Consider the following 25,958-nt stretch of genomic DNA (forward strand, 5'->3'; position numbering starts at 1 on the left):
GATAGATATGAAGGAAAGGGATGACCGTGGAATTACTCTGATTGAATTGCTGGTAGGCATTACGGTACTGGCTTTTGTAGGGCTCATGGCTGGAGCTTTCCTCAACGTATCTACAAAGCTGGGAAGGAGAACTGCCACATACGCGGATATTCAAAGTGAAAGTCAGAGCGTTATGAGGCGGCTTACGGATGCGGTAATGAACGGGGAAAGTGTCTATATCGATCAGGACGCATTGGGGACCGTAATATTTACCGGAAAACAGGCCGTTCAGTCCGGTGGGACACACTACACGGGAGAAACTTTCTTTTTTGATAAGGCAGGTCATAGCCTGTATCAGAAGAGAAGCGGAGATTTTACGGTGAATTCGGCGGAAGGAATATCTGCACCATTAAACAGCAGTTCAGTAAAAGATGCAATTGTCAGCAAAGAGTATCTTATTTCTGATAAGCTGGAAGATATGGATGTCAGTCTGGAAATCGGCGGAGTGATTCAGGAAAATGTAGATGGGATGAAAGAAGCAGATGGTTCCGTGACAGTACGGTTCGAGTTGACATTTTCCAATAATGAGAGTCGGGGATACCGTTGCAGTTCCGGATCAACGGCCAGGAATACTCCGAATCTTATATGGTACTATAAAAATTAACGAATCGCAGGAAGGTGCACAAGGTGACGAGACAGGAACGGATAATAACAGAAAAGAAAAATTATATATTATTTTTGAAGCTGTCTGTAATACTGGCAGCTTTCTGCCTTCTTGTTGTCGGAGCGGTGCTGTGGCAGAGGAAACAAGCATATGGAGCAAAAATACCGTTTCATATCATAGAGGTAGCGCCTACAAAACAGCAGGCAGTGCTGGGGTATTATATTGGCGGAGAGGCCGGTTTGATTGAGCGTGGGATGACGGAAGAGCAAATGAACGCTTTTTGGAGTTCGAAAAATGAATGGTATGATAATCCGAACTGTTATTACTTTTTTTGGGACCCTACGAAAAATAAAGATACAGAATTTTCAGGGTACCTGCCCCCATATACTCTCTTAAAAGAGAATGGGAAAAATAAGGGAGTAATAAATAATGAAATATTTAAAATGGTTTGCCTTGGCGTAGGAGAGTATGATTCTTCAAAAAGTCCTTATTGGAATTATCAGAACAACCAGATAGCTTTGACTGAGTTTGATTCAAAATACGAGATTCATTTGAGTGTGAAGACTCCAAATGAACTGACGGAAGAAGATATTAAAAGCGCTGATTATATCCATTTTGACAGCGGTAATAAGAATGGAGATATCGAAAACTTTAGTCTGATATATAATACAATCCTCGACCGAAATGGTAATCCAAGCTTTGAAGAATACTCTATTAATACATGTGATATTACGTTTGGCCAAGCAAAAGAAATATATCAGAGGGCAATGTCTGGAAATCTTTCAGTAGCTCTTCCAGGTGAAAAGTTGTGGAGTAAAGCTTCTAACAGTAATTTTAATTTGTTTAAACTGCAGATGATGTTTAATTTTTTTGATGATCCCAGTCAGTTTAATGAGTTGTTTGAACCTGGAGGCAGGAATGGATTCTATATTAATGAAAACGGAGAACTGTATAAAGACGGACAATATAAAAGCCAGTGGAGTATTGAAAACTTAAGTGAGGGATTAGAGCCAGACGAGGGAGGATATATCACTTCCTTTCCGGGGCACAATGACGGAACTGGGAATTATATACCGCCTATCCAAGACAATATATTGATATATGATATGAATGATGTATCGTCTCATGGGTTTTTATCAAAAGGATTTCTACCATTCAATAAAATAGAAATTATTTTGGATGGTAAGATCGAAAGCGGGGGAATTCCCGACAACCCGGAAGACGCTTCCGTCCACGTCCTGGAAATCCAGCCATGTAACAGCTACAAATTTCAGACAATCGAGGCCGTAAACTGCTGGCAAAGTACCTCTATGGCGACGAATCGTATGAGAAGTATTTTCATATTACCCATGTGACGCCAAATACTTTGAATGGTATGACAGCCGACCTTGCGGCGGATTATGACGTCATCTATATCGGGGAAAATGTCGATCTCTTCGGAGAGAATACCATTTATAAGCAATTCCCATATAACCATATGGGAGATATCGTCCGAACGGATACGCTGAGCAATGGTCTGCGGAAAGAAGATTATATCACGAAAGAAGGATTTCAGAGCCTTTTGGGAAAAAATGATATTGTTAATCTTTCAGGAGACCTTCATTCCAATAAAGATGCTCTTTGGAATGAGAATTTGAAAGAACAGTGGAAAAATGGAAACTCTGCGATGTATTTTCTGCGAAATATGTCCCTGATTCCTGAGCTGGAGAATGGAAATACTTTGGCTGGAGAAGCCAGATTCAGCGGAAATGATCTTACGGATTCCATGAGAGTACAGCTGGAAGAGTTTATTAAGGCTGACATGCCGGTGATTGCAGCTGGAAAAGTAATAGATACGGCTTGGGCTGTTAAAAATGATTTGGATAATAAGGGCAGCAAACCGCAGAGTCCGGCAGATGCAAATATTTATCAGGTACTTGCGGAGAATCTGGAAAAAGACAACAGACAGATTTTCAGAGAACCGGATTTTGCAGAGACGATTGACAATCTTGAACTTCCGAATAATCGTCCTGAAGTAAAGATTCATTTCGATGAAAATGAAACGATAGCGCCTGTTCAGCCGGAGGGGGATGAGGAGAGAAAAACGATCCTTGAACTGGAGCGGTCCAATTCTCTGAGCTTTACTTATGAAGCCGACAGCAGTGCGGCGCTTACTCTGATTATAGATGTAAATGGCGACGGGATGTTTACGGAAACTAAGTCAGATGAGGACACATCGTCATCAGGAAGCGGTCAGGCAAGTCAGGACCAGACAAAGGAACTGCCTCACGATTATGTGTATAAAATTCCGGCAGATGAAGCAGATGGTGAGATCAGTATAGACCTTTCTTCTCTGGGACTGGATGATGAGGTTTACCAGTTCCAGCTTACGGCAGTTTCCGGCGATATGAGGAGCAGGGACAGAGGCTATTTCCGCCCGGTCCAGCAGAAAAGAGATATAAAAATTCTCCAGGTGATTCCGGAAGATGGCGATCAGTGGAACCTTCAGAGTAATACGAAATTCATGGAACTTCTCAGAGATGTTACTGAAAATGAAGATTCAACGGAATACGGAAAGATCGAATTTGAGGCTAAAACATGCGAAAACATATCAGATGCAGGAAAGGGACTGAATCTGGATGACTACGATATGATTCTATTCGGCATGGGCTTTGATTCAGATGAGCTTTTAAACGGAGAAACGGACATCACGGATCCGGATGCGATCGAAAAACTCAGAGAATATATCGAAAAGGAAAAACGGCCTGTTATATTCACAAATGATTCCATGTCCTATGTGAATTCCCTGAATTATATGACGCCGGTTGAGAAAAAATTTGTATGGAAACAGATGACGGTAGCAGATTATAACCGGTTTACATCAAATGGCACTAAGAAACTGACAGACGACGGCGTGAACTTTAAGAAGACGGAATATGAGGTTGGGACGCCAGTTGGGGATAACGGAATATCGGCAATAGAAAACTTAAACAGCCAGATGGATAAAGAGGGAGTAAGCTCAGATGAGCATATCTATTTGAGCGACGAATATCAAAAGAATGTACAGGGATACCGGAAGGTAATTGCTCCTGTAAAAGAGGGGACGGCAGATTATCAGTTGGGAGCGGAATATAGGGTCATTATCTGGTTTTCAACGAAAGATTATGATATACCTCTCTATAACAGCTCAGGCTCTCATGGAAGTGCAACATGTGCAGAGGTATATGACTTTTTTAATGGAAAAGGGTTCAGCGTGGAAATGCAGAGCGTAGACAGACTCCTTTTTCCAATTAAATATTATAATCTGGCCAGAGGAGCGACAACTTTAGAAGAATTCCGGGCTGCAATGGAAAGCAGCGATACGGTTAAATGGGGATCATGGACCAAGAGGACGGCTTATTGGAAAGATGTCTATTCGATGTTTTTGTCAAAAGGAGACGTTGTCCCGGAATCACGGATAGATATTATGAATCCAGTAACGGTTGCCGGACAGACATATTACCTTTATGATGATCAGTATCTGGCATATCCTGCCGATGAAAGTACCACAATTACCTGCCGGGAATCATGGAAATATGCGGTAGAAGAAACATCTGCCTCCGGCGGTGAAGTAACTGGCAAGAGAAGCTTTACCCTTATGCCGGTAGCCGGTAACGAAAAGGCCATGTATCCGGATAAACCAGCCTGGAATTATTATGTGACCCAGTCTTTCCGAAATACCCTGGGTATGGACCGCTTCGGTATTACCATAACGGAAGCGGATCGAAAGAAACAGGATAAGGACCTTGGAAGCGTCCGCTACAGAAATGATAATAAGAACGATGGAATCTGGAAAGATGATGAAATAAAGCAGCTGCAGGGATTTACGGATGGCATGCTTCTGGAATATGCTTCTTTGGCGTCAGGACTTAACGACAATCGTCCGTTTTCCAGTGCAAACAAGGGATATTTATATGGTGCTGAAAACAGAACATCACGGGCAGAAGAACTGAATCCCGGCATTGTCAGCTGCTATCCATATGAAATCAATACGGATGCCATGGTAGAGATCAAAGAAAACCATGCGCCGTACTATGAGCTTTCATTAAACAGACAGAACAGGAAAGAGTATGGAGATATAACGGTCTGGTATACCCTTGGCAGCACGCCGGGAGGCCCAGACGGCATTCCGGATGAAGAATCCGAGTATTTTGCTACAACCAGAAAAGATGCCTCTAACAATTATTACCTGTATTCAAAGGGAAATGTCTTCTATACAGGTTTCTCCATATACGGAGATTCGGCAGAGGATTCTAAGGATGGACGGACCGAAGAGACGAAGCTGTTTATCAATACGATCTTTGCTGCCCTGAAAACCTCGAATCCTAGAAAAGATGAAACCGTTTATACAGTAGTAAAGGAAGACAGTGAAACTGGGATTGTCTATATCTCCAAGGAAGCGGGAGGCAGCAGCCGGTATGTCCACTACTATGACGAGGATGACAATCAGGCATCAATTTACTTCTGTCTGGAAAAGCAGGAGCTGTCGGTGAAACAGCTGCAATCCGCATTGGAGTTGTAGAGAAAAATGGGGACGCGGAAGATTTTAAGAAACTGGATCCGGGCAGCTATACTGTGACAGCTGAAGTTGAAAATCCGGATGCAGGTGTGGACCTGTCGGCCTTTCCGATTGTGCCGTTTCCGGAGGAAGGCACTGAACCGCAGTGGATCAGGCTTGATCTCACCTGGGAATCCAACAATCCTGCTGCGTGGGACGGAAAAACCCTTGCAGTTCAGGTCATGGGAAACGGAGGCGACAGTTCCATAAAACATCCGAAAGCCGTACATGCTGAAATTCTCATGGTATGCAGGGAGCTTTTTGATCTGGACTAAAATAATATATACAGCAGGAAATGACGGCAGTGAGTCTGACGGTCCATGATGGACGGGAGGTTCGCTGCCGTTTTATAAGTGATAAAATGTTTTAGTATTCTGCCGCTGGATATCTCTCCCTGTATTGAGTTTTGCGTATTAATCCATTATAATGAGAGAAACCTGAATTTTTGGAAAATATAATCATATAAATGGATTCATGGCGGAACAGGGGTAAATGAATATGGAGATTATTGAAAGCATGGCCGAAGCCTGGAGATGGCTGATGGCCCACTTGCTTGTTGTCAATTTAATACTTTCTATCGTAATTGTCTTTTTCCAGCGAAGAGACCCTAAAGCGGTCTGGACGTGGCTGATGGCTCTGTATTTTGTGCCCGTATTTGGCTTCCTGTTCTACCTGCTTCTATGCCAGGATATCAAAAAGAGCAAGATGTTTCATATTAAGGAAGTAGAGGATAAGCTGCGCGTGTCGGCGCGCGGCCAGGAGCTGTTTCTCAGAAGTCATGATTTAAGCATCGATGAACCGATGGGAAGGGATTATAAGGACCTGGTGCTCTATAATCTGGAACTTTCCGGCGCTGTTTTGACCGTGAATAATCAGCTTGATGTTTTCAGTGATGGGGAAGAGAAATTTGAAGACCTGCGCCGGGAATTGAGAATGGCCAGGAAATTTATACACATCCAGTACTATATTATTAAAAATGATGAGGTTTTTGATTCCCTCGTACCGATCCTGATGGATAAAGTAAAAGAAGGCGTAGAAGTGCGTATACTTTATGACGGCATGGGCGGTCGCTTTATGCCGAAAAGGCGGTGGGAAGAGCTGAGACAGGCAGGAATACAGATCGGTGAATTTTTTCCTGCATTTTTAGGAAGGCTGAATTTTCGAGTAAACTACCGGAATCACCGTAAAATAGTGGTGATTGACAACGAAGTAGGATATGTAGGCGGATTTAATATTGGTAAGGAATACATTGGAAAGGATAAAAAATTTGGCTTCTGGCGGGATACTCATTTAAAGATCAGGGGAGAGGCCGTTATCAGCCTGGAAATCCGCTTTGCCCTGGACTGGAATTATGCAGCTCATGAGAATCTTTTCCTGGATGCCAGATATTTTAATATGGATCCTGAAATACGCAGGGAGACGCGGGAAATCCTGGAAGGCAAAAAGCTGCCTCTTGGAATTCAGATTATTACAAGCGGACCGGATGTGGAAAGCCGTCAGATCCGCAATAATTATCTGGAACTGTACCATAAGGCCAAAAAGCATATTTATATTCAGACCCCGTATTTTGTGCCTGACGATGCAGTGCTTTCCGCTCTGCAGATTGCAGCCAGGTCCGGCGTGGATGTCAGGCTCATGATTCCCTGTATGCCCGATCATCCGTTTGTGTATTGGGCGACATATTCTTATGTGGGCGATCTTCTGGAATCGGGAGCCAGATGTTACAAATACGAAGACGGATTTCTCCATGCCAAGGGTGTTATGACTGACGGAAGAGTGAGCTGCTATGGAACAGCCAATATGGATATCCGAAGCTTCGAGCTTAATTTCGAAGTCAATGCTACGATATATGATGAGGAGACTACAGAAAAACTGGAACAGATATTCCTGTATGATCTGCAGAGTTGTCATGAAATTACTTTAGAAGAATATAATGAGCGGCCTTTGTGGATTCGCTTTAAGGAGCAATGCTGCCGCTTGCTTTCTCCGCTGCTTTAGAATCGAATAAAAACAGAAAAAAGATGAATAAAATGCCTGCGGCATGGTACATACTAGTGCCATGAAGATGATAATAAGAATGAAAGACATTGTACAGAATTTTTTAAAATGCGGAGTAGCCGGATGGTGTCTGGAAGTGATGTTTACTTCTGTAGAATCTATTATGGTTGGAGATTGGAGGCTGATGGGAAAAACTTCTTTGCTCATGTTTCCGATTTATGGACTGGGCGCGCTTCTCGGTCCGATCGGAGCAGGAATGGATCGCTGGATCGGAGATGACAAAACAGCAGTTACAGTCAGCGCCAGGCAGCAGGCGGCAGTTAAGAGCCTGAAACCGGGGGATCGTGCGATTCGCCATGGAATGCTCTATATGGTGTTGATTTTTATTGTAGAGTATGGCTCAGGACTTTGGCTGCGTACCCATGGGATGTGCCCGTGGGATTATTCGGGACGGCACAGCAATATTAACGGCCTGATCCGGCTGGATTTTGCTCCTCTGTGGTTTGGAACAGGACTTTTATTTGAACAAATTACGAAAAAGAAAAGCGGCTAGAGCTTGTAATCTGGCCGCTTGTTTTATATAATGAATTATAGTTCGGATTTCCGGAAATGTTTCACGAAGCGCAAGGCGGCGCAGATGGCCTTGTGCTGCCAAATGGACGGAAAATCAGTATTTTACCAGACAGAAAGGAAATGAAAGCAATGATACGATTTATTCTGGTTTCGCTGAGTGTCATTCTGTTTTTAGTGCTTAGTATCCCGATTCTTATTATAGAGTGGTTTATAGGAAAGACAAATCCGGAGAAGAGGGACTGGCAGAGTTTGAACATTGTGAAGGGAATGTTCCGCTATCTCCTGGCGTTGACCGGTGTAACGGTTACTGTGAAAGGAGCAGAGAACATTCCGACAAAAACAGCAGTGCTTTTTGTCGGAAATCACAGGAGCTATTTCGATATCCTTGTAGGGTATGTTACAGTGCCGTCTCTGACCGGGTTTGTGGCAAAGAAGGAAATGCTCCGTTATCCGCTTCTGAAAGATTGGATGCGCAATGTAAACTGCCTGTTTCTTGACAGGGTAAATATGAAAGAAGGATTGAAAACAATCCTGACCGGCATCGAGAAAGTAAAACACGGGATATCCATATGGATATTTCCGGAAGGAACCCGCAATAGAAATAAGGATGTGCTGGAAATGCTGCCGTTTAAGGAAGGGAGCCTGAAGATTGCAGAAAAAGCAGGCTGTCCGGTGGTGCCCGTGGCAATAACCGGAACGGCTGAAATTTTTGAGTCTCATATTCCGTTTATGAAGCCGTCTCACGTGATTATAGAATTCGGCACTCCGTTTTATGTTAAAGAGCTGGAACCGGAAAAGAAAAAATTTGCGGGGGCATATACGAGAGATATCATTAAAGGGATGCTGGAAGACCAGCTGGAAGAACGGGAAAGCTGGAAAGCTTAATTCCAGAGCATATGGAAAACATCGGAGGAACACCATGGATTTACAGGAAATCAGGAAACAGCTGGACGTTATAGATGCCGATTTGGTGAAGCTTTTTGAAGAGCGGATGAAATTGTGCAGGAGCGTGGCAGAATATAAAATTGATACTGGGAAGCCGGTATTCGACGGGGAGAGGGAGAAGCAGAAGATAGAGTCAGTGCGGGCCCTCGCAGGAGAAGAGAACAAGCAGAGTGTGGAGGAGCTGTTCTCTCAGATTATGACATTGAGCAGAAGACTGCAGTACCAGCTGCTTTCCGAAAAGGGAAAGGGGCCGGGATTCATTTCAGGCAGGCAGACAGCCTGAATACAGAAGGGATCCGCGTGGTTTATCAGGGAATTGAAGGTGCATACAGCCATGGCGCAACTCTGCAGTTTTTTGGAAAAGATGCAGATACATATCATGTGAAAACATGGGAAGAGGCGATGCAGGAAGTAGAAGCAGGGAAAGCGGACTATGCAGTTCTTCCGATTGAAAATTCCTCAGCAGGCGTCGTTGCGGATAACTATGATCTGCTGATGAAATATCACAACCATATTGTTGCGGAAACACTTCTTCCGGTCAGCCATGCGCTGCTTGGTTTGCCGGAGGCAAAAATCGAAGATATACAAACGGTGTTTTCCCACCTGCAGGGGCTTATGCAGTGCTCCGATTATCTGAACAGCCATCCGGACTGGAAACAGATCAGCGTGGAGAATACCGCTGTAGCGGCCAGGAAGGTTCTGGAAGGTGCGGATCCGACAGAGGCAGCAATTGCCAGTGAAATAGCAGGAAAACTTTATGGTCTCAAAATTCTGCAGTCCCAGGTGAATGATAATAAGAGTAATACGACAAGGTTTATCATTGTAGCCAGGGAGGCCGTTTATAAAAAAGATGCAGGAAAGGTGAGCATTTGTTTCGAACTGCCCCATAAAAGCGGTTCCCTTTACAATATGCTGAGCCATTTTATCTATAACAACGTCAATATGGTGATGATAGAATCCCGCCCGATTAAAGACAAAAACTGGGAGTACCGGTTCTTTGTGGATATTGAGGGCAACCTTGGTGATGCAGCTGTGTGCAGCGCGCTGAAGGGAATTGATGAAGAGGCAGAAAACATGAGGATTATTGGCAATTATTAATTCAGATAACTGTTCAGGACGGTAAAACATGAGGGAATAGAATCAGCGTCGTCCTGAACCGCCATAGTTTTAGAACGAAAGAAAAGAGGATAAAGCGGACGATGAAGACAGCACAGTTAGTAATATACAAAAATCTGAGGTATCAGGATTTATTTGACAGGATGGCGGCCCTTTTATCAGGTGAAGGAGACGGCGATTCCTATGCGTGCGCAAATGACCTGATTGAACTGGCAGCGGCATATGGGCTGGAAGGTAACCTGTGGCATTGTTTTCTGGCATTGTGTCTGGCAAATAATGAAAATGCATACAGCACTTCATGCGAGATTGTGGGAGAGGTAGAGGGCAGTTTAAACCGCCTTGTAAAGCATGATTTTGCCATTATCAAAGAACTGTTTGACTGTGACATTAGGAAGCTGGACGAAATCTCCGGGGCCGAACCGGTATGGGCGGAACTTAAGAATTACAAGGCAGCCAACGGCAACAGCCGTATGTTTAATAAAAGAATACGTGACAGGATCGTAGAGCTTGCCGTTTCTCTGGAACATGCGAGAGACGAGGAAGATTTTCACAAGATGATAACGGAGTTTTACCGGGAATTCGGCGTAGGAAAGTTCGGTCTCAATAAGGCCTTTCGCATCGCAGAGAAAGGCGAGGAGGTAGATATTGAACCGATCGTCAACATCGAGCATGTGTACCTGAATGATCTGGTCGGATATGAAATTCAAAAGAAAAAGATCATTGATAATACGGAGGCATTTATTGAAGGAAAGGCGGCAAACAACGTTCTGCTCTTCGGAGATGCCGGTACAGGCAAATCTTCCAGTGTAAAAGCGATATTAAATGAATATTATGACAGAGGACTGAGAATTATTGAGGTATATAAGCATCAGTTCCGTTGCCTGTCGGATGTGATTGAACAGATTAAAGACAGAAATTATAAATTTATTATTTATATGGACGACCTTTCTTTTGAAGAAACAGAGCTGGAATATAAGTATTTGAAGGCGATTATTGAAGGCGGCCTGGGCAGAAAACCGGAGAATGTACTGATTTATGCCACGTCCAACAGACGCCATCTCGTACGTGAGAGCTTCCGTGACAAAAGGACGCTGGATGATGATGTCCATAATAATGATACGGTTCAGGAAAAACTGTCGCTCGTAGCGAGGTTTGGCGTTACGATTTACTTCGGCGCTCCGGATAAAAAGGAGTTCCAGAATATTGTAAAGGTACTGGCTGAAAAATATCATGTAACCATGCCGGAAGATGAACTTCTGGCAGAAGCAAATAAGTGGGAGTTGAGCCATGGGGGGCTTTCCGGAAGGACGGCGGCGCAGTTTATCACTTATCTTTTAGGTAAAATGCAGTAAAGAACAGGGAGGTTTTTTATGGCAGTAAAAATTTTTGCAGCAATTGATGTAGGCTCTTTTGAACTGGAGCTGGGGATTTACGAAATATCCGGTAAAAGCGGAATCCGCCAAATAGACCGGGTGCGCCATATGATACCTTTGGGCAAGGATACGTACAATTCAGGTAAAATCAGCTACAGCCTGGTAGATGAGATGTGCCGTGTACTGAGTGACTTCGTAAAGATTATGGAGGGATATCAGGCGGACAGTTACCGTGCATACGCTACAAGCGCCATGAGAGAAGCAAAAAACAACCAGATCGTGCTGGATCAGATCAAGGTCCACACAGGTCTGGATGTTAAGATTATCAGCAATTCGGAACAGCGACTTTTGAGCTATAAGGCGATTGCTGCAAAGGAAACGGAATTTAACAAATTGATCCAGAAAGGGACGGCTATCGTGGATGTCAGCTTTGGCAGCATGCAGTTGTCCCTGTTTGATAAAGACGCACTTGTGTCGACTCACAATTTAAGGCTGGGTGCGCTCCGCATGCGGGAAATGATTTCCAATGTGCAGACTGCGGAGGAGGACCGTGTGCATATTCTGGAGGAGATTGTTGATAATGAACTCTTCACCTTCAGAAAGATGTATCTGAAAGACCGGGAAATTAAGAATCTGATCGGAGCCGGAGAGGAAATCCTTTATCTTGCCAGAAAAACAATTGAGGGAGGAACGCGGTCGTTTATCAGTGCGGACGAGGTAGTAGCTTTCTATAAAAAGCTGGAGAACATGAATCTGGCGCAGATACAGGAGGAATTCGGAGTGAGCGCCGAGTATGCATCGCTTCTGTTGCCGAGCGCCATGATTTATAAACGTGTAATGGAGCTGACAGGTGCAGAAACCTTCTGGATACCGGCCATCCGGCTTGGAGACGGAATGGCTGCTGAATATGCGGACGAGAAGCGTCTTGTTAAATTTAACCATGATTTTTCAGGGGATATTATTGCCGCTGCAAGAAATATGGCAAAGCGATATAAATGTCACATGTCCCACAGCCAGGTGCTGGAGCGGTATGCCCTGGATATCTTTGACAGCATGAAGAAGTATCACGGCTTGGGCAAAAGAGAGAGACTGCTTCTGCAGATTGCGGTTAATCTCCATTCATGCGGCAAATTCGTCAGTATGAGGACACCAGTGAATGTGCCTATAATATTATCATGTCAACGGAGATCATAGGACTCTCCCATGAAGAGCGGGAGATTATAGCAAATACGGTGCGCTACAACATGGAACCATTTCTTTATGAGGCATCCAAGAATAACACAATGCTGATTGCTAAGCTGGTGGCGATTCTGCGTCTGGCAAATTCCATGGACAGAAGTCACAGGCAGAAGCTGGCAGACTGCAGAATTTCCGTGCGTGACGGGGAGCTCATTGTCAGTACGGGATATGAAGGGGATATCACTCTCGAACGCCTGGCATTTGAAAATAAGGTGGACTTTTTTGAAGAAATATACGGAATTCGTCCTGTGCTGAAGCAGAAAAGGAGGGTGTAGGATATGGGAGTAATGGAAGAAATTTATACAAACCCGAAAAATTATGTAAACCGTGAACTGAGCTGGCTGGAATTTAATTACCGTGTTTTGAGCGAAGCAAGGGACAAAACACTTCCCCTGTTCGAGAGACTGAAATTCCTGAGCATTACAGCCTCCAACCTGGATGAATTTTTTATGGTGCGTGTGGCATCTCTGAAAGATATGGTTCACGCAAAATACAGCAAACCGGATATTGCCGGTTTGAAACCCTCTGAGCAGCTGGAAAAAATTGCAATAAGAACTCATGAACTTGTAGGAATGCAGTATTCTACCTATAACCGATCCCTGCTTCCGGCATTAAAACAGAACGGGCTTCAGGTTATCATGAATCACGAACTGCTGAGTGAAGAGGAAGCAGCATTTGCGGACGAATATTTCAAAAAAAATGTTTATCCTGTGCTTACGCCGATGGCGGTGGATTCCTCCAGGCCATTTCCGCTGATCCGCAATAAAACGCTGAATATTGCAGCGCTTGTTCAGAAGAAAGCAAAGCAGAAAGAAGAGAGCAAAGAGGAAAAAAAGGAAGAGAAAAAGGAAGAGAAAAAAGAAGATAAGCAGGAGGACCTGGAGTTCGCAATGGTTCAGGTTCCCAGCGTGCTTCCGAGAATTGTAGAGATTCCCACAGAGGAAGGGGAAAGGAAAGTAATTCTCTTGGAAGAAATTATTGAACGGAATATTCAGTCCCTTTTTCTTAATTATGATATCATCAGTGCCCATCCTTTCCGTATTATGAGGAACGCAGATTTCAGCATTGATGAGGATGAGGCCGAAGACCTGCTGGCTGAAATCGAAAAACAGCTGAAAAAGCGTCAATGGGGCGAAGTAATCCGCCTGGAAATTGAAGAAAGAGTGGATAAACGTCTTCTTAAAATATTAAAAAAGGAGCTTCGCCTGAGCAGCGATGATATTTTTGAAATTGCAGGTCCTTTGGATCTGACATTTCTGATGAAGATGTATGGACTGGATGGTTTTGATAATCTGAGGCTCCGAAATATACGCCGCAGCCGGTACCGGCGCTGATGAATGAAGATGATATATTCACAAATATCAGAAAGGGAGATATTCTTCTTCACCACCCATATCAGACCTTTGATCCTGTGGTGAATTTTGTCAGAGCAGCCGCAAGAGATTCGAAAGTCCTCGCCATTAAGCAGACACTTTACCGCGTCAGCGGAAATTCTCCGATTATTGCAGCATTGGCAGAGGCGGCAGACAATGGGAAGCAGGTTTCTGTACTGGTGGAATTAAAGGCCAGATTTGATGAAGAAAATAATATTATTTGGGCTAAGAAACTTGAGAAAGCAGGCTGTCATGTCATATATGGCCTGGTAGGGCTGAAAACTCACAGTAAAATAACGCTTGTAGTGAGGAGAGAAGAGGACGGAATCCGCAGGTACGTCCATTTGGGAACGGGTAACTACAATGATTCTACGGCCAAACTGTATACAGACTGCGGCCTGATGACATGCAACACTCAGATTGGGGAAGATGCGACAGCCGTATTCAATATGCTGTCCGGTTACTCAGAGCCGCTCGCATGGAATAACTGATCGTTGCGCCTCTGTGGCTGCGAGGGAGATTTCTTAAGCTGATCCGCCGTGAAACTGCTCATGCGCGGGAAGGCAAGCCGGCTCATATCATCGCAAAGATGAATTCCCTATGTGATAAAGAAGTGATTGCGGCCCTTTATGAGGCCTCCTGTGCCGGTGTGAAGATCGAAATGGTGATCAGAGGAATCTGCTGTCTGAAGGCTGGAGTGCCGGGGCTCAGCGAGAACATCAGCGTGCATTCCATCGTTGGAAATTTCCTGGAGCACAGCCGGATTTTTATCTTTGATAATGGAGGCAGTACGGAAGTTTATATGGGAAGTGCAGACTGGATGCCGAGAAATCTGGATAAGCGGGTTGAAATCGCGTTTCCGGTCGAGGATGAGAAACTGAAAGAAGAGGTCTGCCATATCCTGAAGACAGAACTTGAGGACAATGTAAAGGCTCATATTCTTCAGCCTGGCGGAACTTATGAAAAGGTAGATCGCCGGGGAAAGGCCAGAGTGAATTCTCAGGAGCAGTTCTGCGAGGAGGCAATCGCTATGGCAGAACAGGCAATGAAGAACAGCCAGCCTCAGAATGAGAGGGTTTTTATACCGGTGGAAAGCAATAATTAATAATATTTGGCAGAAGAGCATAAACAGGCGGCGGAGACATTTGCCAGAATTGTCGCCGCCGTTATTATATTTGAAAAAAGCTGTAACATATTACGTTGAATTATACAGCTGAAATGTCTGTTATGCAGGCTTTTTCCTTATAACAAGTTTTTCCCATAAATGTAAGAGAAATTTAAAACTACCCCTTGGGATTTATGGTATAATGTGCACGTAAGCAATAAGCCGTGCAGGAAAAAATGGGAAGTAACGGCGTCATGCTTACATGTAAGCCGATACTTCCCATTCTTTTTTTACTTTCTGGGAAAGACCTTGCTATTGTAAAGTGTTAAAGTATCTAATTTCCTGGAAAGTAAAAAACGCTCCGCTATGGAGGCGCACTGCGGCGGAAGGGAATCAGGTCGCTGAAGCGACCCGCCGCAGGCGCGAAAGTTCCGCAAGCGGAACTCTTTGTTATAGTACGACGGTACATCATGGCGGAGAGCGCAGTAAAGTACGAAGCCAAGGATCTATAAACAGAAGGGCATCTGTTTTATTTCTATCGATTGAATAATTTGCACTTATGATACATATTACGGAAAGAGGAGGGATTTTTCGTGGCGGAAACCAATATTTTAGTTATTGATGATGAAAAAGAGATTGCTGAACTGGTGGAGATCTACCTTGTCAGTGACGGTTACAAGGTGTTTAAAGCGAGCAATGCCCAGGATGGTTTCGATATTCTGGATAAGGAGACAATTCATTTGATCCTTTTGGATATTATGATGCCTGGAATGGACGGCCTGGAGATGTGTAAGATTATCAGAGAGACAAATAATATACCGATTATTATGCTGAGCGCCAAGTCAACGGATCTCGACAAGATTATGGGATTGGGAATCGGAGCCGATGATTATGTGATCAAACCGTTTAACCCGCTGGAATTGACAGCCAGGGTAAAATCCCAGCTGCGGCGCTACACGAAATTGAATCCTAACAGCACGGCACATGAGACGAGTAAAAATGAAATTACAATTAGAGGATTAGTAATTAATAAAGATAATCATAAAGTACTTGTTTATGACGAGGAAATTAAACTGACCCCGATTGAATTTGATATCCTTTACCTTTTGGCTTCCAATCCCGGCAAGGTGTTCAGCACGGATGAAATCTTTGAACGCGTGTGGAATGAAAAAGTTTATGAAGCCAATAATACGGTAATGGTACATATCAGACGTCTCCGCGGAAAAATGAAAGAGGATGAACGTCAGAATAAAATTATCACCACAGTGTGGGGGGTAGGATACAAAATTGAAAAATAGTATGAACAGGAAATTCCATACAAGAATTTTGACAAATATTCTGTTCTGCACGGTCGTCACATGCCTAATTGAGGTATTTCTTGTGACGAACCTTTCCATGTTGGCTGATTACGTAACTTCCAGAGGAAATACGAACGCATTGCTTCTTATGATTGCCAATTCAGATACAATTATTGTATTGATCTATGTGCTGGCGGGAATTGTTATATTTTCCTGTACCTTTATGGCTCTCCAGGAAAAGACGATCAGCTATATCTGCCGGATATCCGAAGCAATCGAAAATGTTTCAGACGGAGACTTGAATACGACAGTAGAAGTAATCGGAGACGATGAACTTTCAGGAATGGCAGAGAATCTGAATAAGATGGTTGCTGAAATCAGGGATCTTATGGATAAGGAGCGTGAGTCTGAACGGACGAAAAACGAGTTGATAACCAATGTGGCACATGACCTGAGGACACCTTTGACATCCATGATCGGATATCTGGAGCTGCTGTCCGGAAAGGTGGCTCTGCCGGAAGAAATGCAGCGCAAGTATATAGATATCGCTTATACAAAAGCAAAGCGTTTAGAAAAGCTGATTGAAGATCTGTTTGGATTTACGAAGCTTAACTGCGGAAAGATTTCCATGAAGGTAGCCAAACTGGATATCGTAAAGCTGCTCAGCCAGCTTCTGGAAGAGTTCTATCCCAGTTTTGCAGCCAAAAACCTTTCTTATGAGCTTCAATCTAATGTTCCGGCTAAAATTATTGCAGCTGACGGCAATCTTCTGGCAAGGCTGTTTGACAATCTGATCAACAATGCCATCAAGTATGGTGCAGACGGAAAAAGGGTCATAGTAAAGATCCATGCGGAAGAAGAAACAGTTACCATATCTGTTGTCAATTACGGCTATGTGATTCCGAAGGATGAACTGCCTCTTATTTTTAACAAGTTCTATCGAGTGGAGCATTCCAGGTCGGTTAGTACAGGCGGAACAGGGCTTGGACTTGCCATAGTTAAAAATATTGTGGACATGCACGGCGGTTCGATCAGCGTTGAGAGCGATACAGACGGAACTGTATTTACGATATGCCTCAGGGTTCATTTTGATATTAATAAAGAGAATTTTGGAAAGATTGGGTGATAAATATGAAGTTCAGAACCAGGAAGGGATTTATGCTGTCAGGACTGATAATCGCCCTTTCTTTTTTGTTTGTATTACAGTCGGCGGCGCAAATGATAGAATCAGAGGAAAACAGTCTTGTACAGGGACCGATTACTCTGGAGGTAAGTTATGGCTATGGCGACGTCGCAAAGGGCGGACGATATGTTCCAATGACAATTACAATGGAAAATCATGAAGAGGCTTCTTTTACAGGAAATATAATTGTATCGACGATGGAATCTGACTATCGCGTATATTCCTATGAGTTTCCTGTCGAGATTGACGGTATGGATACGCTGAGCCAGTCATGCATTATTCCATTTGGACAGGGATCCGATCAGATATTTGTTACGCTGTCGGATAAGAACGGTGTAAAGGCAGCTAGAAAAAGGCTGAAAATGAATGTGAGCAAGGAGATTCCGGAGCTGTTTATCGGAGTGCTTAGTGACAGTCCTGAAAGCCTGAACTACCTGGACGGCGTAGGCATTAATTACAGCGCCGTCAGAACGCGGGTGATCCCTCTTAAAAAGGAAGATTTTCCGGTGGAAACGATCGGACTGAATATGATGGATGTGCTTCTGGTGAGCAACTACAGGCTGAGAGACCTGTCAGAAAAGCAGACCAAGGCTATCATGGACTGGGTGAAGGATGGAGGAATTCTGATTCTTGGGACCGGCGAACGTGTGGATGACACACTTGGAAGGTTTGCTCCGGAACTTCTGGACGACAACTATGGAACTCCGGCAGTGATGAATGTTCACCTGGGAACCGAGGATGAAGATGAAACTGTTCTGGTTCAGGGGCTTTTATGTGTGGATATTCCGCTTCACGGAGCGACTGTTCTTGATTCTGAAGCGGGATTTCCTCTGTTTCAGGCAGCGGCGTTGGAAAAGGGCGTGGTTGCCGTAGCAGCCTATGATTTTACAGAGATCAGTGATTTCGCATCTCAGGAGCCGACTTATGTGGATGAAATGTTTACGAATTTGCTGGGAGAAGAGAGAATTCAGAGCCTTACGGATTATTTTTATGGGGGGAGCAGTGAAGAATACTGGGCCATACAAAATGTAATTAACAGCGGAAATGTGAGCCGTCTTCCAAAAGTATCCGTTTATTTTATGGTGATTATCGTCTATATCCTTCTCATAGGTCCTGGTGCGTATCTTTTCCTCAGAAGACGTGAACTGAGAAATTATTACTGGGGAGCAGTTACAATGCTGTCTCTGATATTTATGGCTGTGATTTATCTTCTGGGTATGCAGACGAGATTTAAAACGACGTTCCTGACATATGCGACGATACAGGACAGTTCAACGGATACGGTAATCGAAACGAGCTATATCAATGTAAGAAATCCTTATAATAAGCCATATGCACTCGAACTGGCGCCTAATTATTCGATCCGGCCAATCAGCAGGAATGCGGTCTATGATTACAGCACAATTCCGAAATTCATGGAAACAAATCAGCCCAAAGTGACAATTAGCCATAATCCGTCGGCGACAAGGCTCACGTTCCACGACAGTGTTGCCTTTGATTCCAACTATCTTCAGCTCAGAAAGGCAGATGACAATGTGAATCAGGGCGGTATTGCAGGAGAGATTGAATATTTTGACGGTGAAATTACCGGGATGGTTACAAATCAGTATGATTTTATGCTGGAAGACTGCGCAGTGCTTATGTATGGAGAATTGATTCTTCTGGGAGATATGGAACCAGGTGAGACGAAAGATTTAGCGGCCATCCCTTCCTACCATTCCCCGGTGGGGAAGGAACAGTTTATAGCGGCAAGAGTAACAGGGCTCGATGCATATGACAAGGCTGATATCAATGATAAGGAATATGTGCGTGATATGGAACGTGCAAATCTCCTGGCGTTTTATATGAGAAGCGAATTGGAAGGGTACCGCCGTGAAGCGAGAGTCGTGGGCTTCGCGAGAAAAATGGAAAGACAGTTTATGAGCGATCAGAAAGTTGAAGCATATGGACTTGACATGTTTACTTCTGCGGTTACCGTTTACAATGATACAAGCGATGGGGAGATTTACCGTTCAGCTCTTATGAAAGCCCCGAAGGTCCAAAAAGGAAGCTATGATTATACGAGAAATTCCATGTATGGCGTAGACGCTGTGACGCTGGAGTATTCCATAGGAAATGATATTGATGTGGAAGAGATCACCTTCTTCCAGGTTTCAGAAGAGCTGATTAAAAATAAGCTGATGGGAAGAATATCGCTTTTTAACGGCGACATGTATTTTTATAATTATAATACGGGTATATACGACAGAATGGAGAGGGATAAGCGTATTTTTACAGTGGATGAGCTGCATCCATATCTTTCTCCGGGTAATACAATGACGATCAAATACATTGATGATCGCCAAGAAGAATCCGGCTGGGATGCAGTACTGCCGATGCCTATGGTGAAAGGAAGGGAGAAGTAATGCTCAGTATTCGCGGATTAAAAAAGAAATACAAAAAGAGCCATGTACTCGACGGCCTGGATATGGACGTGCCAGATGGCGCCCTTTATGGATTCATAGGGCCTAACGGGGCTGGGAAAACGACCACCATCAAGATTATGGTAGGTCTTTTAAAGGCAGACGAAGGCATTATTACTCTTGGAGATCGGGAAATTGGAAAAGGTGATACGTCGTGGAAAGAACAGATTGGATACGTACCGGACTTCTTTGGCGTTTACGATAATCTCAGAGTCAGTGAGTATATGGAATTTTTTGCATCCTGCTACGGCATTGAAGGATTGAATGCAAGAAAGAGATGCGGCCTGCTTTTAGAGCAGGTGGGTCTGGGCGATAAGAGAAGTGCTTATGTTGACGGCCTTTCTAGAGGAATGAAGCAGAGACTGTGCCTTGCACGTGCGTTGATCCATGATCCATCTTTCCTTATTCTGGATGAACCGTCTTCGGGGCTGGACCCCAGGACCAGATATGAATTCAAAGAAATTCTAATGGAACTGAAGGATCAGGCAAGACCGTTTTTATCAGTTCCCACGTCTTATCAGAGCTATCTGAATTCTGCACGGATGTAGGAATTATCGACAGAGGAAAAATGGTATTGAGCGGAAATATCAGTGATATCCTGACCCAGGTAAACGTATCAAATCCACTGATGATTTCTATTTATGGAGGATGTACAGATAAAGCAGTCACACTGCTGAAAAGCCATCCATATGCGAAGACAATTACAATTAAAGGAGGAGATATCGCGGTCCGGTTTTCCGGTGACGATGAAGACGAAGCTGTTCTCCTTCAGCAGCTTGTAGACGCAGATATTCCGGTGAGAAGCTTTTGCAGAGAAAGAGGGAGCTTGGAATCCTTGTTTATGGAGATTACAGGAGAAGAAGAGGAAAGGACGGTGATGAGGTTTGAGAATGAATCCGATCTGTAGCAGAGAAACGAGAGTGGCTTCCAGAAGTTTGAGACTGCCGGCTATCATCACTGTTTTTAACAGCATACTGGCGCTCGTGGCTCTTTTAAGCATGTATTTAAACGTAGCTCAGGTAAAAATGACAGCTGAACTTCAGTATGGCAGCTTCCTGGAACTATATGGTTTTGTTGCCGTTATTGAATTCCTTATGCTTGTTTTTCTAATGCCGGCGCTGACAGCCGGAGCGATCAGCGGTGAAAGGGAAAGACAGACCCTTGATATTATGATGACTACGAAAGTGACGAGATGGGATATTGTTTCAGGAAAGCTGACATATTCTCTTATGGTTATGTTCCTTGTGATCATCTCCAGTTTTCCTGTCCTTGCGCTTGTATTTGTATATGGGGGAATCAGCTGGCTGGATCTGGGGCTTCTGATTTTGTGTTATATCACATCCGCTCTGCTGGCTGGGGGGATTGGCATCTGCTGTTCCGCTATTTTCAGGCGTTCTACCGTATCCACCGTAATCGCTTATGGTATGACGGCGCTGATGCTGATAGGACCTATGCGGTTAACTTATTTGCAAATTCCCTTGCAGGGATGAGCCGTATCAACAGCAGTATGGTTATACAGGAAACGGCAAGGCAGACGGGATCGGGCGGATTGCTCTACCTGCTGCTCTTTAACCCGTCGGCAACGTTTATGATGATACTGAACGGCCAGATGAAGCCTTCACAGATTCATGTGGAAAATTGGTTCGGTGTAAGAGAAGCAAATATTATTACAGAATATTGGGTTCCTGTCAGCATGGCTGTTCAGATTGCAGCGGCAGCTCTCTTCATATTTATAGCTGTTAAGATGATGGACCCGGAAAGGTTGAAAAGAAAACATGCTTAGAATCGGATGCCACTTATCGTCATCAAAGGGCTACGTGTCTATGGCGAAAATGGCTGTGGACATTGACGCAAATACATTTCAGTTCTTTACCCGGAATCCGAGAGGAGCAAAGGCAAAAGCAATTAATGAAGAAGATGTGACGAAATTTCTTGAGCTTCAGAAGAAGGACGATATCACGCCCCTCATTGCACATGCTCCTTATACATTGAATGCCTGCGCGGCCGACGAACATTTGAGAGAATTCGCCAGAGAAACAATGGAGGACGATTTAAGGAGAATGGAGTATACACCCGGAAACTATTATAACTTTCACCCGGGCTGCCATGTAAAACAGGGAGTTGAGATTGGAATCGGCTATATTGCAGATATGCTGAATGCAATTTTAAAACCGGAACAGAGAACGATCGTTCTTCTTGAGACGATGTCGGGTAAGGGGAGCGAAGTCGGAAGGAATTTTGAAGAGCTCAGGGAGATACTTGACAGGATCGAGCTGTCAGATCATATGGGCGTATGCCTTGATACGTGTCATGTCTGGGATGGGGGATACGATATTGTAAATCACCTGGATGAGGTATTGACAGAATTTGACAGAGTAATTGGTCTGAAAAGGCTGAAAGCCATACATTTGAATGACAGCCAGAATCCTCTTGGAGCACACAAAGACCGCCATGCCAGGATCGGCGAAGGCTGTATCGGATCAGAAGCACTTGTACGGGTGATCAATCATCCGGAATTGTACAGGCTTCCGTTTAATCTGGAGACTCCGAATGAACTTCCAGGATATGCAGAAGAAATATCATTTTTACGTGGGCAATATAAAAAATAGTGACGCGCCGGAAAAGCGCGGAACTATTTGCTACGGCTTGACCATAAGGTCAAGGCGGTTCCCGCGTGTTTTTATGGAGCGAGGGCCGAGCGCAATAAAAAATAGTGATGCGCCGGAAAAGCACGGAACTATTGCCGCCGATACCAGATTTCGTTCCAGGCAGTAGCCAAGTCACTACATCTGGTATCGGCGGTAATGCTCTATTCCTTTTTGTAACATCCTCTTGAGGCTCCTTAAATGCTAGAAGAATAAGAGGTGGCAAATAGCCGATATGGTAATACAGAGAATCGTTCCAATAAGAGTGGGAAGCAGCATGGCGGTTACCGTCCATTTGAGGCTTCCTGTTTCTTTTTTTATGGTCAGGCAAGTTGTAGAACACGGCCAGTGGAAAAGGCAGAAAATAAGCATGCACAAGGCAGTTACCCAGGTCCATCCATGAGACAGAAGCAACTCGCTTAATACGTGAGTACCTGTCATTTCGGTCAATATGCCAGTCTGAAGATACGTCATCAGTATGATGGGCAGAACAATTTCATTTGCGGGAAATCCCAGAATAAATGCACCAAGTATTACACCATCCATGCCCATAAGCCGCCCAAGAGGATCCAGGAATTGGGTAAATGACGTCAGCAGGCTGGGGGCGGTGGTTGAGGCAGTGAATACAAACCAGCCTCCGGATGGTCCGGTCCAGGAGATATTAGCCAGAATCCAGATGATGAGTCCGGCTGGGGCAGCCACAGCAGCAGCACGACCGAGTACAAACAGTGTACGGTCAAAGATAGAGCGGACAATGACGCGGCCGATCTGCGGCCTTCTGTATGGAGGAAGTTCCAGTGTAAAAGAGGATGGTATCCCTTTTAATAATGTATGGGTCAGCAGCCATGAAGCGCCCAGGGTAGCCAGTATGCCTAGCAAAATCGATGATGTAAGAAATAAAGCAGAGGCCAGGGAGCTGACGGCTGAATTGGAGATTCCAGCCACAAAGAACAGTGTGATCAGCGTAAATAAAGTTGGAAGGCGCCCATTGCAGGGTACGAAAGCATTCGTAAGGATCGCGACGAGCCGCTCTCTTGGAGAATCAATAATGCGGCAGCCGACTACTCCGGCAGCATTGCAGCCCAGGCCCATTGCCATTGTCAGACATTGCTTTCCGCAGGCACGGCATTTCTGAAAAGCGTGGTCCATATTGAAAGCTACTCTGGGGAGATAACCAAGATCTTCCAGCAGTGTGAATAATGGAAAAAATATGGCCATAGGTGGCAGCATGACGGAAACGACCCATGCTAATACGCGGTAGACGCCATATACAAAGGCGGAAATCATCCATTCAGGTGCATGAATCGACGTCATGGCAGCAGCAAGTTTATCTTCGAACCAGAACAGAATTCCCCATAGAGCCTGTGATGGATAGTTGGCACCTGTCATGGAAAGCCAGAATATGCCCACTAATAGAAGAACCATAATCAAAGACCCCGTAAAACGTCCTGTGATCAGGCGGTCCAGAAGTTCTTCTCTTCGCCGGTAATTTGCTTTTGTGTAAGTAACGGTTTCCAAGGCCAGCTGCTTTGGAGAAAAATCAAGACAGTCATATTGGTAGGACTCATCTTTCGTATCATGGATTGCATTTTTAATTTCTGTAATGTCACATTGGGAACGTGCGCATGAAGAGATGACAGGTATCTGCAGTACATCGTGAAGAAGGCTGAAATCAATAGTTATACCTTTTTTCACAGCTTCATCATAAAGATTCACACACAGAATAACAGGCGTTCCATGTGCTTTTATGTCGTCCAGGGATAGGATTTGCTTCAAAAGATGAAGACCACGTTCCAGACATGTGGCATCACACACTACCAGAATCATGGAAGCAATGCCAGAACAGATGAAATCTCTGGCGATCTGTTCATCCTCTGAATGTACAGAAAGAGAATATGTTCCGGGGAGATCCACGAGCAGATATTCCTGCCCGTGGACTTCAAAAGTGCCCTGGGCCGTAGTGACGGTAACTCCGGGCCAGTTCCCCGTATGCAATTTAAAATAGCGGGGTCACGATAGTCAAAAAATAATCGTATAATCGCGATGGCGGTTAACGCTTTTCGAGACATGTATTTCTTTAATAATTGAACGCCAGAAGCGCCTTTTCTCCGGATTGGTGAAGGATGTGTAAACCTGCTCAAAGTCACAGTGGAGCAGAGACTGGATTTTCGTGAGATCTGCCGGCGGCTCTTGGAAGTCCGGAAGCTCTTCCAGCGCGGCCAAATACTGCGCCCGATCCCTCTTGTATTCGTCCAGGGAAATGATTTCGTTTAAGTACAAGTCTTTCAGCCGGTCCAGCTTCTTATTGATGGCAGATTTCTGAGTCCGGTTATCTACGGTCTTTCTGCCGGCCTCCTGGTAATCGGCAATATAATTTTCCACTGCTGACCGGATATGTGAAAGCATGAACTCTTCGATCCGGGATTCTCTGATTTCTCCGCCGTTGCTGCAGCGCTTATATGCTCTGTATTGCTTGCACTCGTAAGCGGGATATTTGTATCTGCGTATGCCGTTTTTCGAGTGGGTGACATGGTTGATCTTGCATCCGCTCATCTTATATCCGCAGTCAGAACATACCAGAAGACCCGAAAATATGTAAGGATATTTCTGACTGGATCGGACGATCTGCTTATTGTCCAGAATCTTTTGAATCTGATTGAATTCTTCCTCAGATATAAGCGCTGGACAGTAATTGAGATTATCTCGGTACCGGCCGATATACTTTGTGTTTTTCAGAATGCTGTCCTTCAGGTTCTGCAAAGACATACTGATCCCATGCTGGTTCTGCATGTATTTGACTGTTCCTGAAAGAGAGTTCGTTTTTATAAAATACCGAATGCTGTCGAGGATTGCCGGAGCCTCTTCCGACAGCACAAGATGTTTATCCTGAATTCTATATCCTCTTGGGACTTTTCCGGTGATAACCTCTCCGTATTTCACTTTATTTTTGAAAACGTCCGTAATACGCACGCCGTCATTTTGGGCTTCCAGCTCCGCCCACATCATGGACTGCGCGACAAAAGCACGTCCATGAGGAGTACTGGTGTCGTAGTATGGCTGATCTATAGCGGTCCAGGCTGTGTTATGAGCTTCCAGTACAGCCTGGGTGTTGAGGTAATGGCGCAGATTACGGAACCATCGGTCCAACTTAGTGAAAAAGATGAGATCGATCTGGTCGTTGCGTACATTTTCCAGGAGGCGCTCAAATTCTCCTCTGTCCAGTTTCTGGCCGGACACGCCGTCATCAATATAAATATCCTGAAAAATCATGTTTTCATGCCGGTTGATGTATTCTAGGCAGCGTTCCCGCTGGTCGCGCAGCGAGTCGCCGAATTTAGCCTGTTCATCGGAACTTACCCGGATATAGACGGCACAGCGCATAAGTTGTTGCTTCATTCTATCATCTCCTTGGTAATTATACTAATTTAG

At 44.5% G+C, this 25,958-nt stretch carries 20 protein-coding genes and 2 pseudogenes; 20 read left to right on the forward strand and 2 right to left on the reverse strand.

What is annotated here, in order from left to right:
- Positions 1-7 precede the first annotated feature (7 nt).
- From DXA13_RS06070 to DXA13_RS06150, 20 genes and pseudogenes are all read left to right on the forward strand, one after another.
- Complete coding sequence (locus DXA13_RS06070; RefSeq protein ID WP_118242467.1) at positions 8-643, forward strand: prepilin-type N-terminal cleavage/methylation domain-containing protein; 636 nt, start codon at positions 8-10, stop codon at positions 641-643.
- A 239-nt stretch (positions 644-882) separates the two neighbouring features.
- Positions 883-1,998 carry a hypothetical protein gene (locus tag DXA13_RS06075; RefSeq protein WP_181995542.1) on the forward strand — a complete coding sequence of 372 codons (1,116 nt, stop codon included), beginning with the start codon at positions 883-885 and terminating at the stop codon, positions 1,996-1,998.
- A gap of 20 nt (positions 1,999-2,018) precedes the next feature.
- Positions 2,019-5,183 (forward strand): DUF5057 domain-containing protein, encoded by a 3,165-nt coding sequence (locus tag DXA13_RS06080; RefSeq protein WP_243009005.1) that lies wholly within the window; start codon positions 2,019-2,021, stop codon positions 5,181-5,183.
- Between the two features lie 53 nt (positions 5,184-5,236).
- Positions 5,237-5,494: a hypothetical protein gene (locus DXA13_RS06085; RefSeq protein ID WP_118242474.1), complete on the forward strand. Its 258-nt coding sequence runs from the start codon at positions 5,237-5,239 to the stop codon at positions 5,492-5,494.
- A 223-nt stretch (positions 5,495-5,717) separates the two neighbouring features.
- Positions 5,718-7,217: a cardiolipin synthase gene (cls, locus tag DXA13_RS06090; RefSeq protein WP_118242537.1), complete on the forward strand. Its 1,500-nt coding sequence runs from the start codon at positions 5,718-5,720 to the stop codon at positions 7,215-7,217.
- A 79-nt stretch (positions 7,218-7,296) separates the two neighbouring features.
- The gene (locus tag DXA13_RS06095) at positions 7,297-7,770 is read left to right on the forward strand and encodes a hypothetical protein (protein ID WP_118242476.1); all 474 of its coding nucleotides are present in this window, start codon (positions 7,297-7,299) and stop codon (positions 7,768-7,770) included.
- A gap of 149 nt (positions 7,771-7,919) precedes the next feature.
- Positions 7,920-8,675 (forward strand): lysophospholipid acyltransferase family protein, encoded by a 756-nt coding sequence (locus DXA13_RS06100; protein ID WP_118242540.1) that lies wholly within the window; start codon positions 7,920-7,922, stop codon positions 8,673-8,675.
- Between the two features lie 34 nt (positions 8,676-8,709).
- Positions 8,710-9,833, forward strand: a pseudogene (pheA, locus tag DXA13_RS06105) (prephenate dehydratase).
- Positions 9,834-9,934: 101 nt separating this feature from the next.
- On the forward strand, positions 9,935-11,203 hold the full coding sequence (locus tag DXA13_RS06110) for an ATP-binding protein (RefSeq protein ID WP_118242478.1): 1,269 nt from the start codon (positions 9,935-9,937) through the stop codon (positions 11,201-11,203).
- A gap of 18 nt (positions 11,204-11,221) precedes the next feature.
- On the forward strand, positions 11,222-12,418 hold the full coding sequence (locus DXA13_RS06115) for an exopolyphosphatase (RefSeq protein ID WP_347559726.1): 1,197 nt from the start codon (positions 11,222-11,224) through the stop codon (positions 12,416-12,418).
- Positions 12,400-12,738 (forward strand): hypothetical protein, encoded by a 339-nt coding sequence (locus DXA13_RS22845; RefSeq protein ID WP_347559727.1) that lies wholly within the window; start codon positions 12,400-12,402, stop codon positions 12,736-12,738. Before DXA13_RS06115 ends, DXA13_RS22845 begins: the two co-directional genes overlap by 19 nt.
- 3 nt (positions 12,739-12,741) lie before the next feature.
- Positions 12,742-14,941 (forward strand): annotated as a pseudogene (locus tag DXA13_RS06120) (RNA degradosome polyphosphate kinase).
- A gap of 593 nt (positions 14,942-15,534) precedes the next feature.
- Positions 15,535-16,239 carry a response regulator transcription factor gene (locus DXA13_RS06125; RefSeq protein ID WP_118242480.1) on the forward strand — a complete coding sequence of 235 codons (705 nt, stop codon included), beginning with the start codon at positions 15,535-15,537 and terminating at the stop codon, positions 16,237-16,239.
- Complete coding sequence (locus DXA13_RS06130; protein WP_181995543.1) at positions 16,229-17,365, forward strand: HAMP domain-containing sensor histidine kinase; 1,137 nt, start codon at positions 16,229-16,231, stop codon at positions 17,363-17,365. Before DXA13_RS06125 ends, DXA13_RS06130 begins: the two co-directional genes overlap by 11 nt.
- A gap of 92 nt (positions 17,366-17,457) precedes the next feature.
- Positions 17,458-19,827, forward strand: a complete 2,370-nt coding sequence (locus tag DXA13_RS06135) for a hypothetical protein (protein ID WP_147347996.1) — start codon at positions 17,458-17,460, stop codon at positions 19,825-19,827.
- Positions 19,827-20,432, forward strand: a complete 606-nt coding sequence (locus DXA13_RS22850) for an ABC transporter ATP-binding protein (protein WP_347559728.1) — start codon at positions 19,827-19,829, stop codon at positions 20,430-20,432. The genes DXA13_RS06135 and DXA13_RS22850 overlap by 1 nt, the downstream gene beginning before the upstream one ends.
- A 20-nt stretch (positions 20,433-20,452) precedes the next feature.
- A complete protein-coding gene (locus tag DXA13_RS22855; protein ID WP_347559729.1) occupies positions 20,453-20,791 on the forward strand; it encodes a hypothetical protein in 339 nt (112 codons plus the stop codon).
- On the forward strand, positions 20,775-21,374 hold the full coding sequence (locus DXA13_RS06145; protein ID WP_243009000.1) for an ABC transporter permease subunit: 600 nt from the start codon (positions 20,775-20,777) through the stop codon (positions 21,372-21,374). The genes DXA13_RS22855 and DXA13_RS06145 overlap by 17 nt, the downstream gene beginning before the upstream one ends.
- Complete coding sequence (locus DXA13_RS21570; protein WP_243009001.1) at positions 21,371-21,667, forward strand: hypothetical protein; 297 nt, start codon at positions 21,371-21,373, stop codon at positions 21,665-21,667. Before DXA13_RS06145 ends, DXA13_RS21570 begins: the two co-directional genes overlap by 4 nt.
- The gene (locus DXA13_RS06150) at positions 21,660-22,493 is read left to right on the forward strand and encodes a deoxyribonuclease IV (RefSeq protein WP_118242487.1); all 834 of its coding nucleotides are present in this window, start codon (positions 21,660-21,662) and stop codon (positions 22,491-22,493) included. Before DXA13_RS21570 ends, DXA13_RS06150 begins: the two co-directional genes overlap by 8 nt.
- Before the next feature lie 240 nt (positions 22,494-22,733).
- Here DXA13_RS06150 and DXA13_RS06155 read toward each other — a convergent pair whose 3' ends face one another.
- Both DXA13_RS06155 and DXA13_RS06160 read right to left on the reverse strand, forming a co-directional pair.
- A complete protein-coding gene (locus tag DXA13_RS06155; protein ID WP_118242489.1) occupies positions 22,734-24,524 on the reverse strand; it encodes a ferrous iron transporter B in 1,791 nt (596 codons plus the stop codon).
- Positions 24,525-24,548: 24 nt separating this feature from the next.
- Positions 24,549-25,925 (reverse strand): recombinase family protein, encoded by a 1,377-nt coding sequence (locus tag DXA13_RS06160; RefSeq protein WP_118242491.1) that lies wholly within the window; start codon positions 25,923-25,925, stop codon positions 24,549-24,551.
- Between the last annotated feature and the right edge of the window lie 33 nt (positions 25,926-25,958).

This window comes from Clostridium sp. AM58-1XD, from assembly GCF_003464085.1.
Classification (GTDB): Bacteria; Bacillota; Clostridia; order Lachnospirales; family Lachnospiraceae; genus Lachnoclostridium_A.

Bases quoted from the DNA above. Each gene is read 5' to 3' on its own strand.
- DXA13_RS06070 (WP_118242467.1), top strand. From the start codon at position 8: ATGAAGGAAAGGGATGACCGTGGAATTACTCTGATTGAATTGCTGGTA.
- DXA13_RS06080 (WP_243009005.1), top strand. From the start codon at position 2,019: ATGACAGCCGACCTTGCGGCGGATTATGACGTCATCTATATCGGGGAA.
- cls (WP_118242537.1), top strand. From the start codon at position 5,718: ATGGAGATTATTGAAAGCATGGCCGAAGCCTGGAGATGGCTGATGGCC.
- DXA13_RS06095 (WP_118242476.1), top strand. From the start codon at position 7,297: ATGAAAGACATTGTACAGAATTTTTTAAAATGCGGAGTAGCCGGATGG.
- DXA13_RS06100 (WP_118242540.1), top strand. From the start codon at position 7,920: ATGATACGATTTATTCTGGTTTCGCTGAGTGTCATTCTGTTTTTAGTG.
- DXA13_RS06110 (WP_118242478.1), top strand. From the start codon at position 9,935: ATGAAGACAGCACAGTTAGTAATATACAAAAATCTGAGGTATCAGGAT.
- DXA13_RS06115 (WP_347559726.1), top strand. From the start codon at position 11,222: ATGGCAGTAAAAATTTTTGCAGCAATTGATGTAGGCTCTTTTGAACTG.
- DXA13_RS22845 (WP_347559727.1), top strand. From the start codon at position 12,400: ATGTCAACGGAGATCATAGGACTCTCCCATGAAGAGCGGGAGATTATA.
- DXA13_RS06135 (WP_147347996.1), top strand. From the start codon at position 17,458: ATGATAGAATCAGAGGAAAACAGTCTTGTACAGGGACCGATTACTCTG.
- DXA13_RS22850 (WP_347559728.1), top strand. From the start codon at position 19,827: ATGCTCAGTATTCGCGGATTAAAAAAGAAATACAAAAAGAGCCATGTA.
- DXA13_RS22855 (WP_347559729.1), top strand. From the start codon at position 20,453: ATGGTATTGAGCGGAAATATCAGTGATATCCTGACCCAGGTAAACGTA.
- DXA13_RS06145 (WP_243009000.1), top strand. From the start codon at position 20,775: ATGAATCCGATCTGTAGCAGAGAAACGAGAGTGGCTTCCAGAAGTTTG.
- DXA13_RS21570 (WP_243009001.1), top strand. From the start codon at position 21,371: ATGAGCCGTATCAACAGCAGTATGGTTATACAGGAAACGGCAAGGCAG.
- DXA13_RS06150 (WP_118242487.1), top strand. From the start codon at position 21,660: ATGCTTAGAATCGGATGCCACTTATCGTCATCAAAGGGCTACGTGTCT.
- DXA13_RS06160 (WP_118242491.1), bottom strand. From the start codon at position 25,925: ATGAAGCAACAACTTATGCGCTGTGCCGTCTATATCCGGGTAAGTTCC.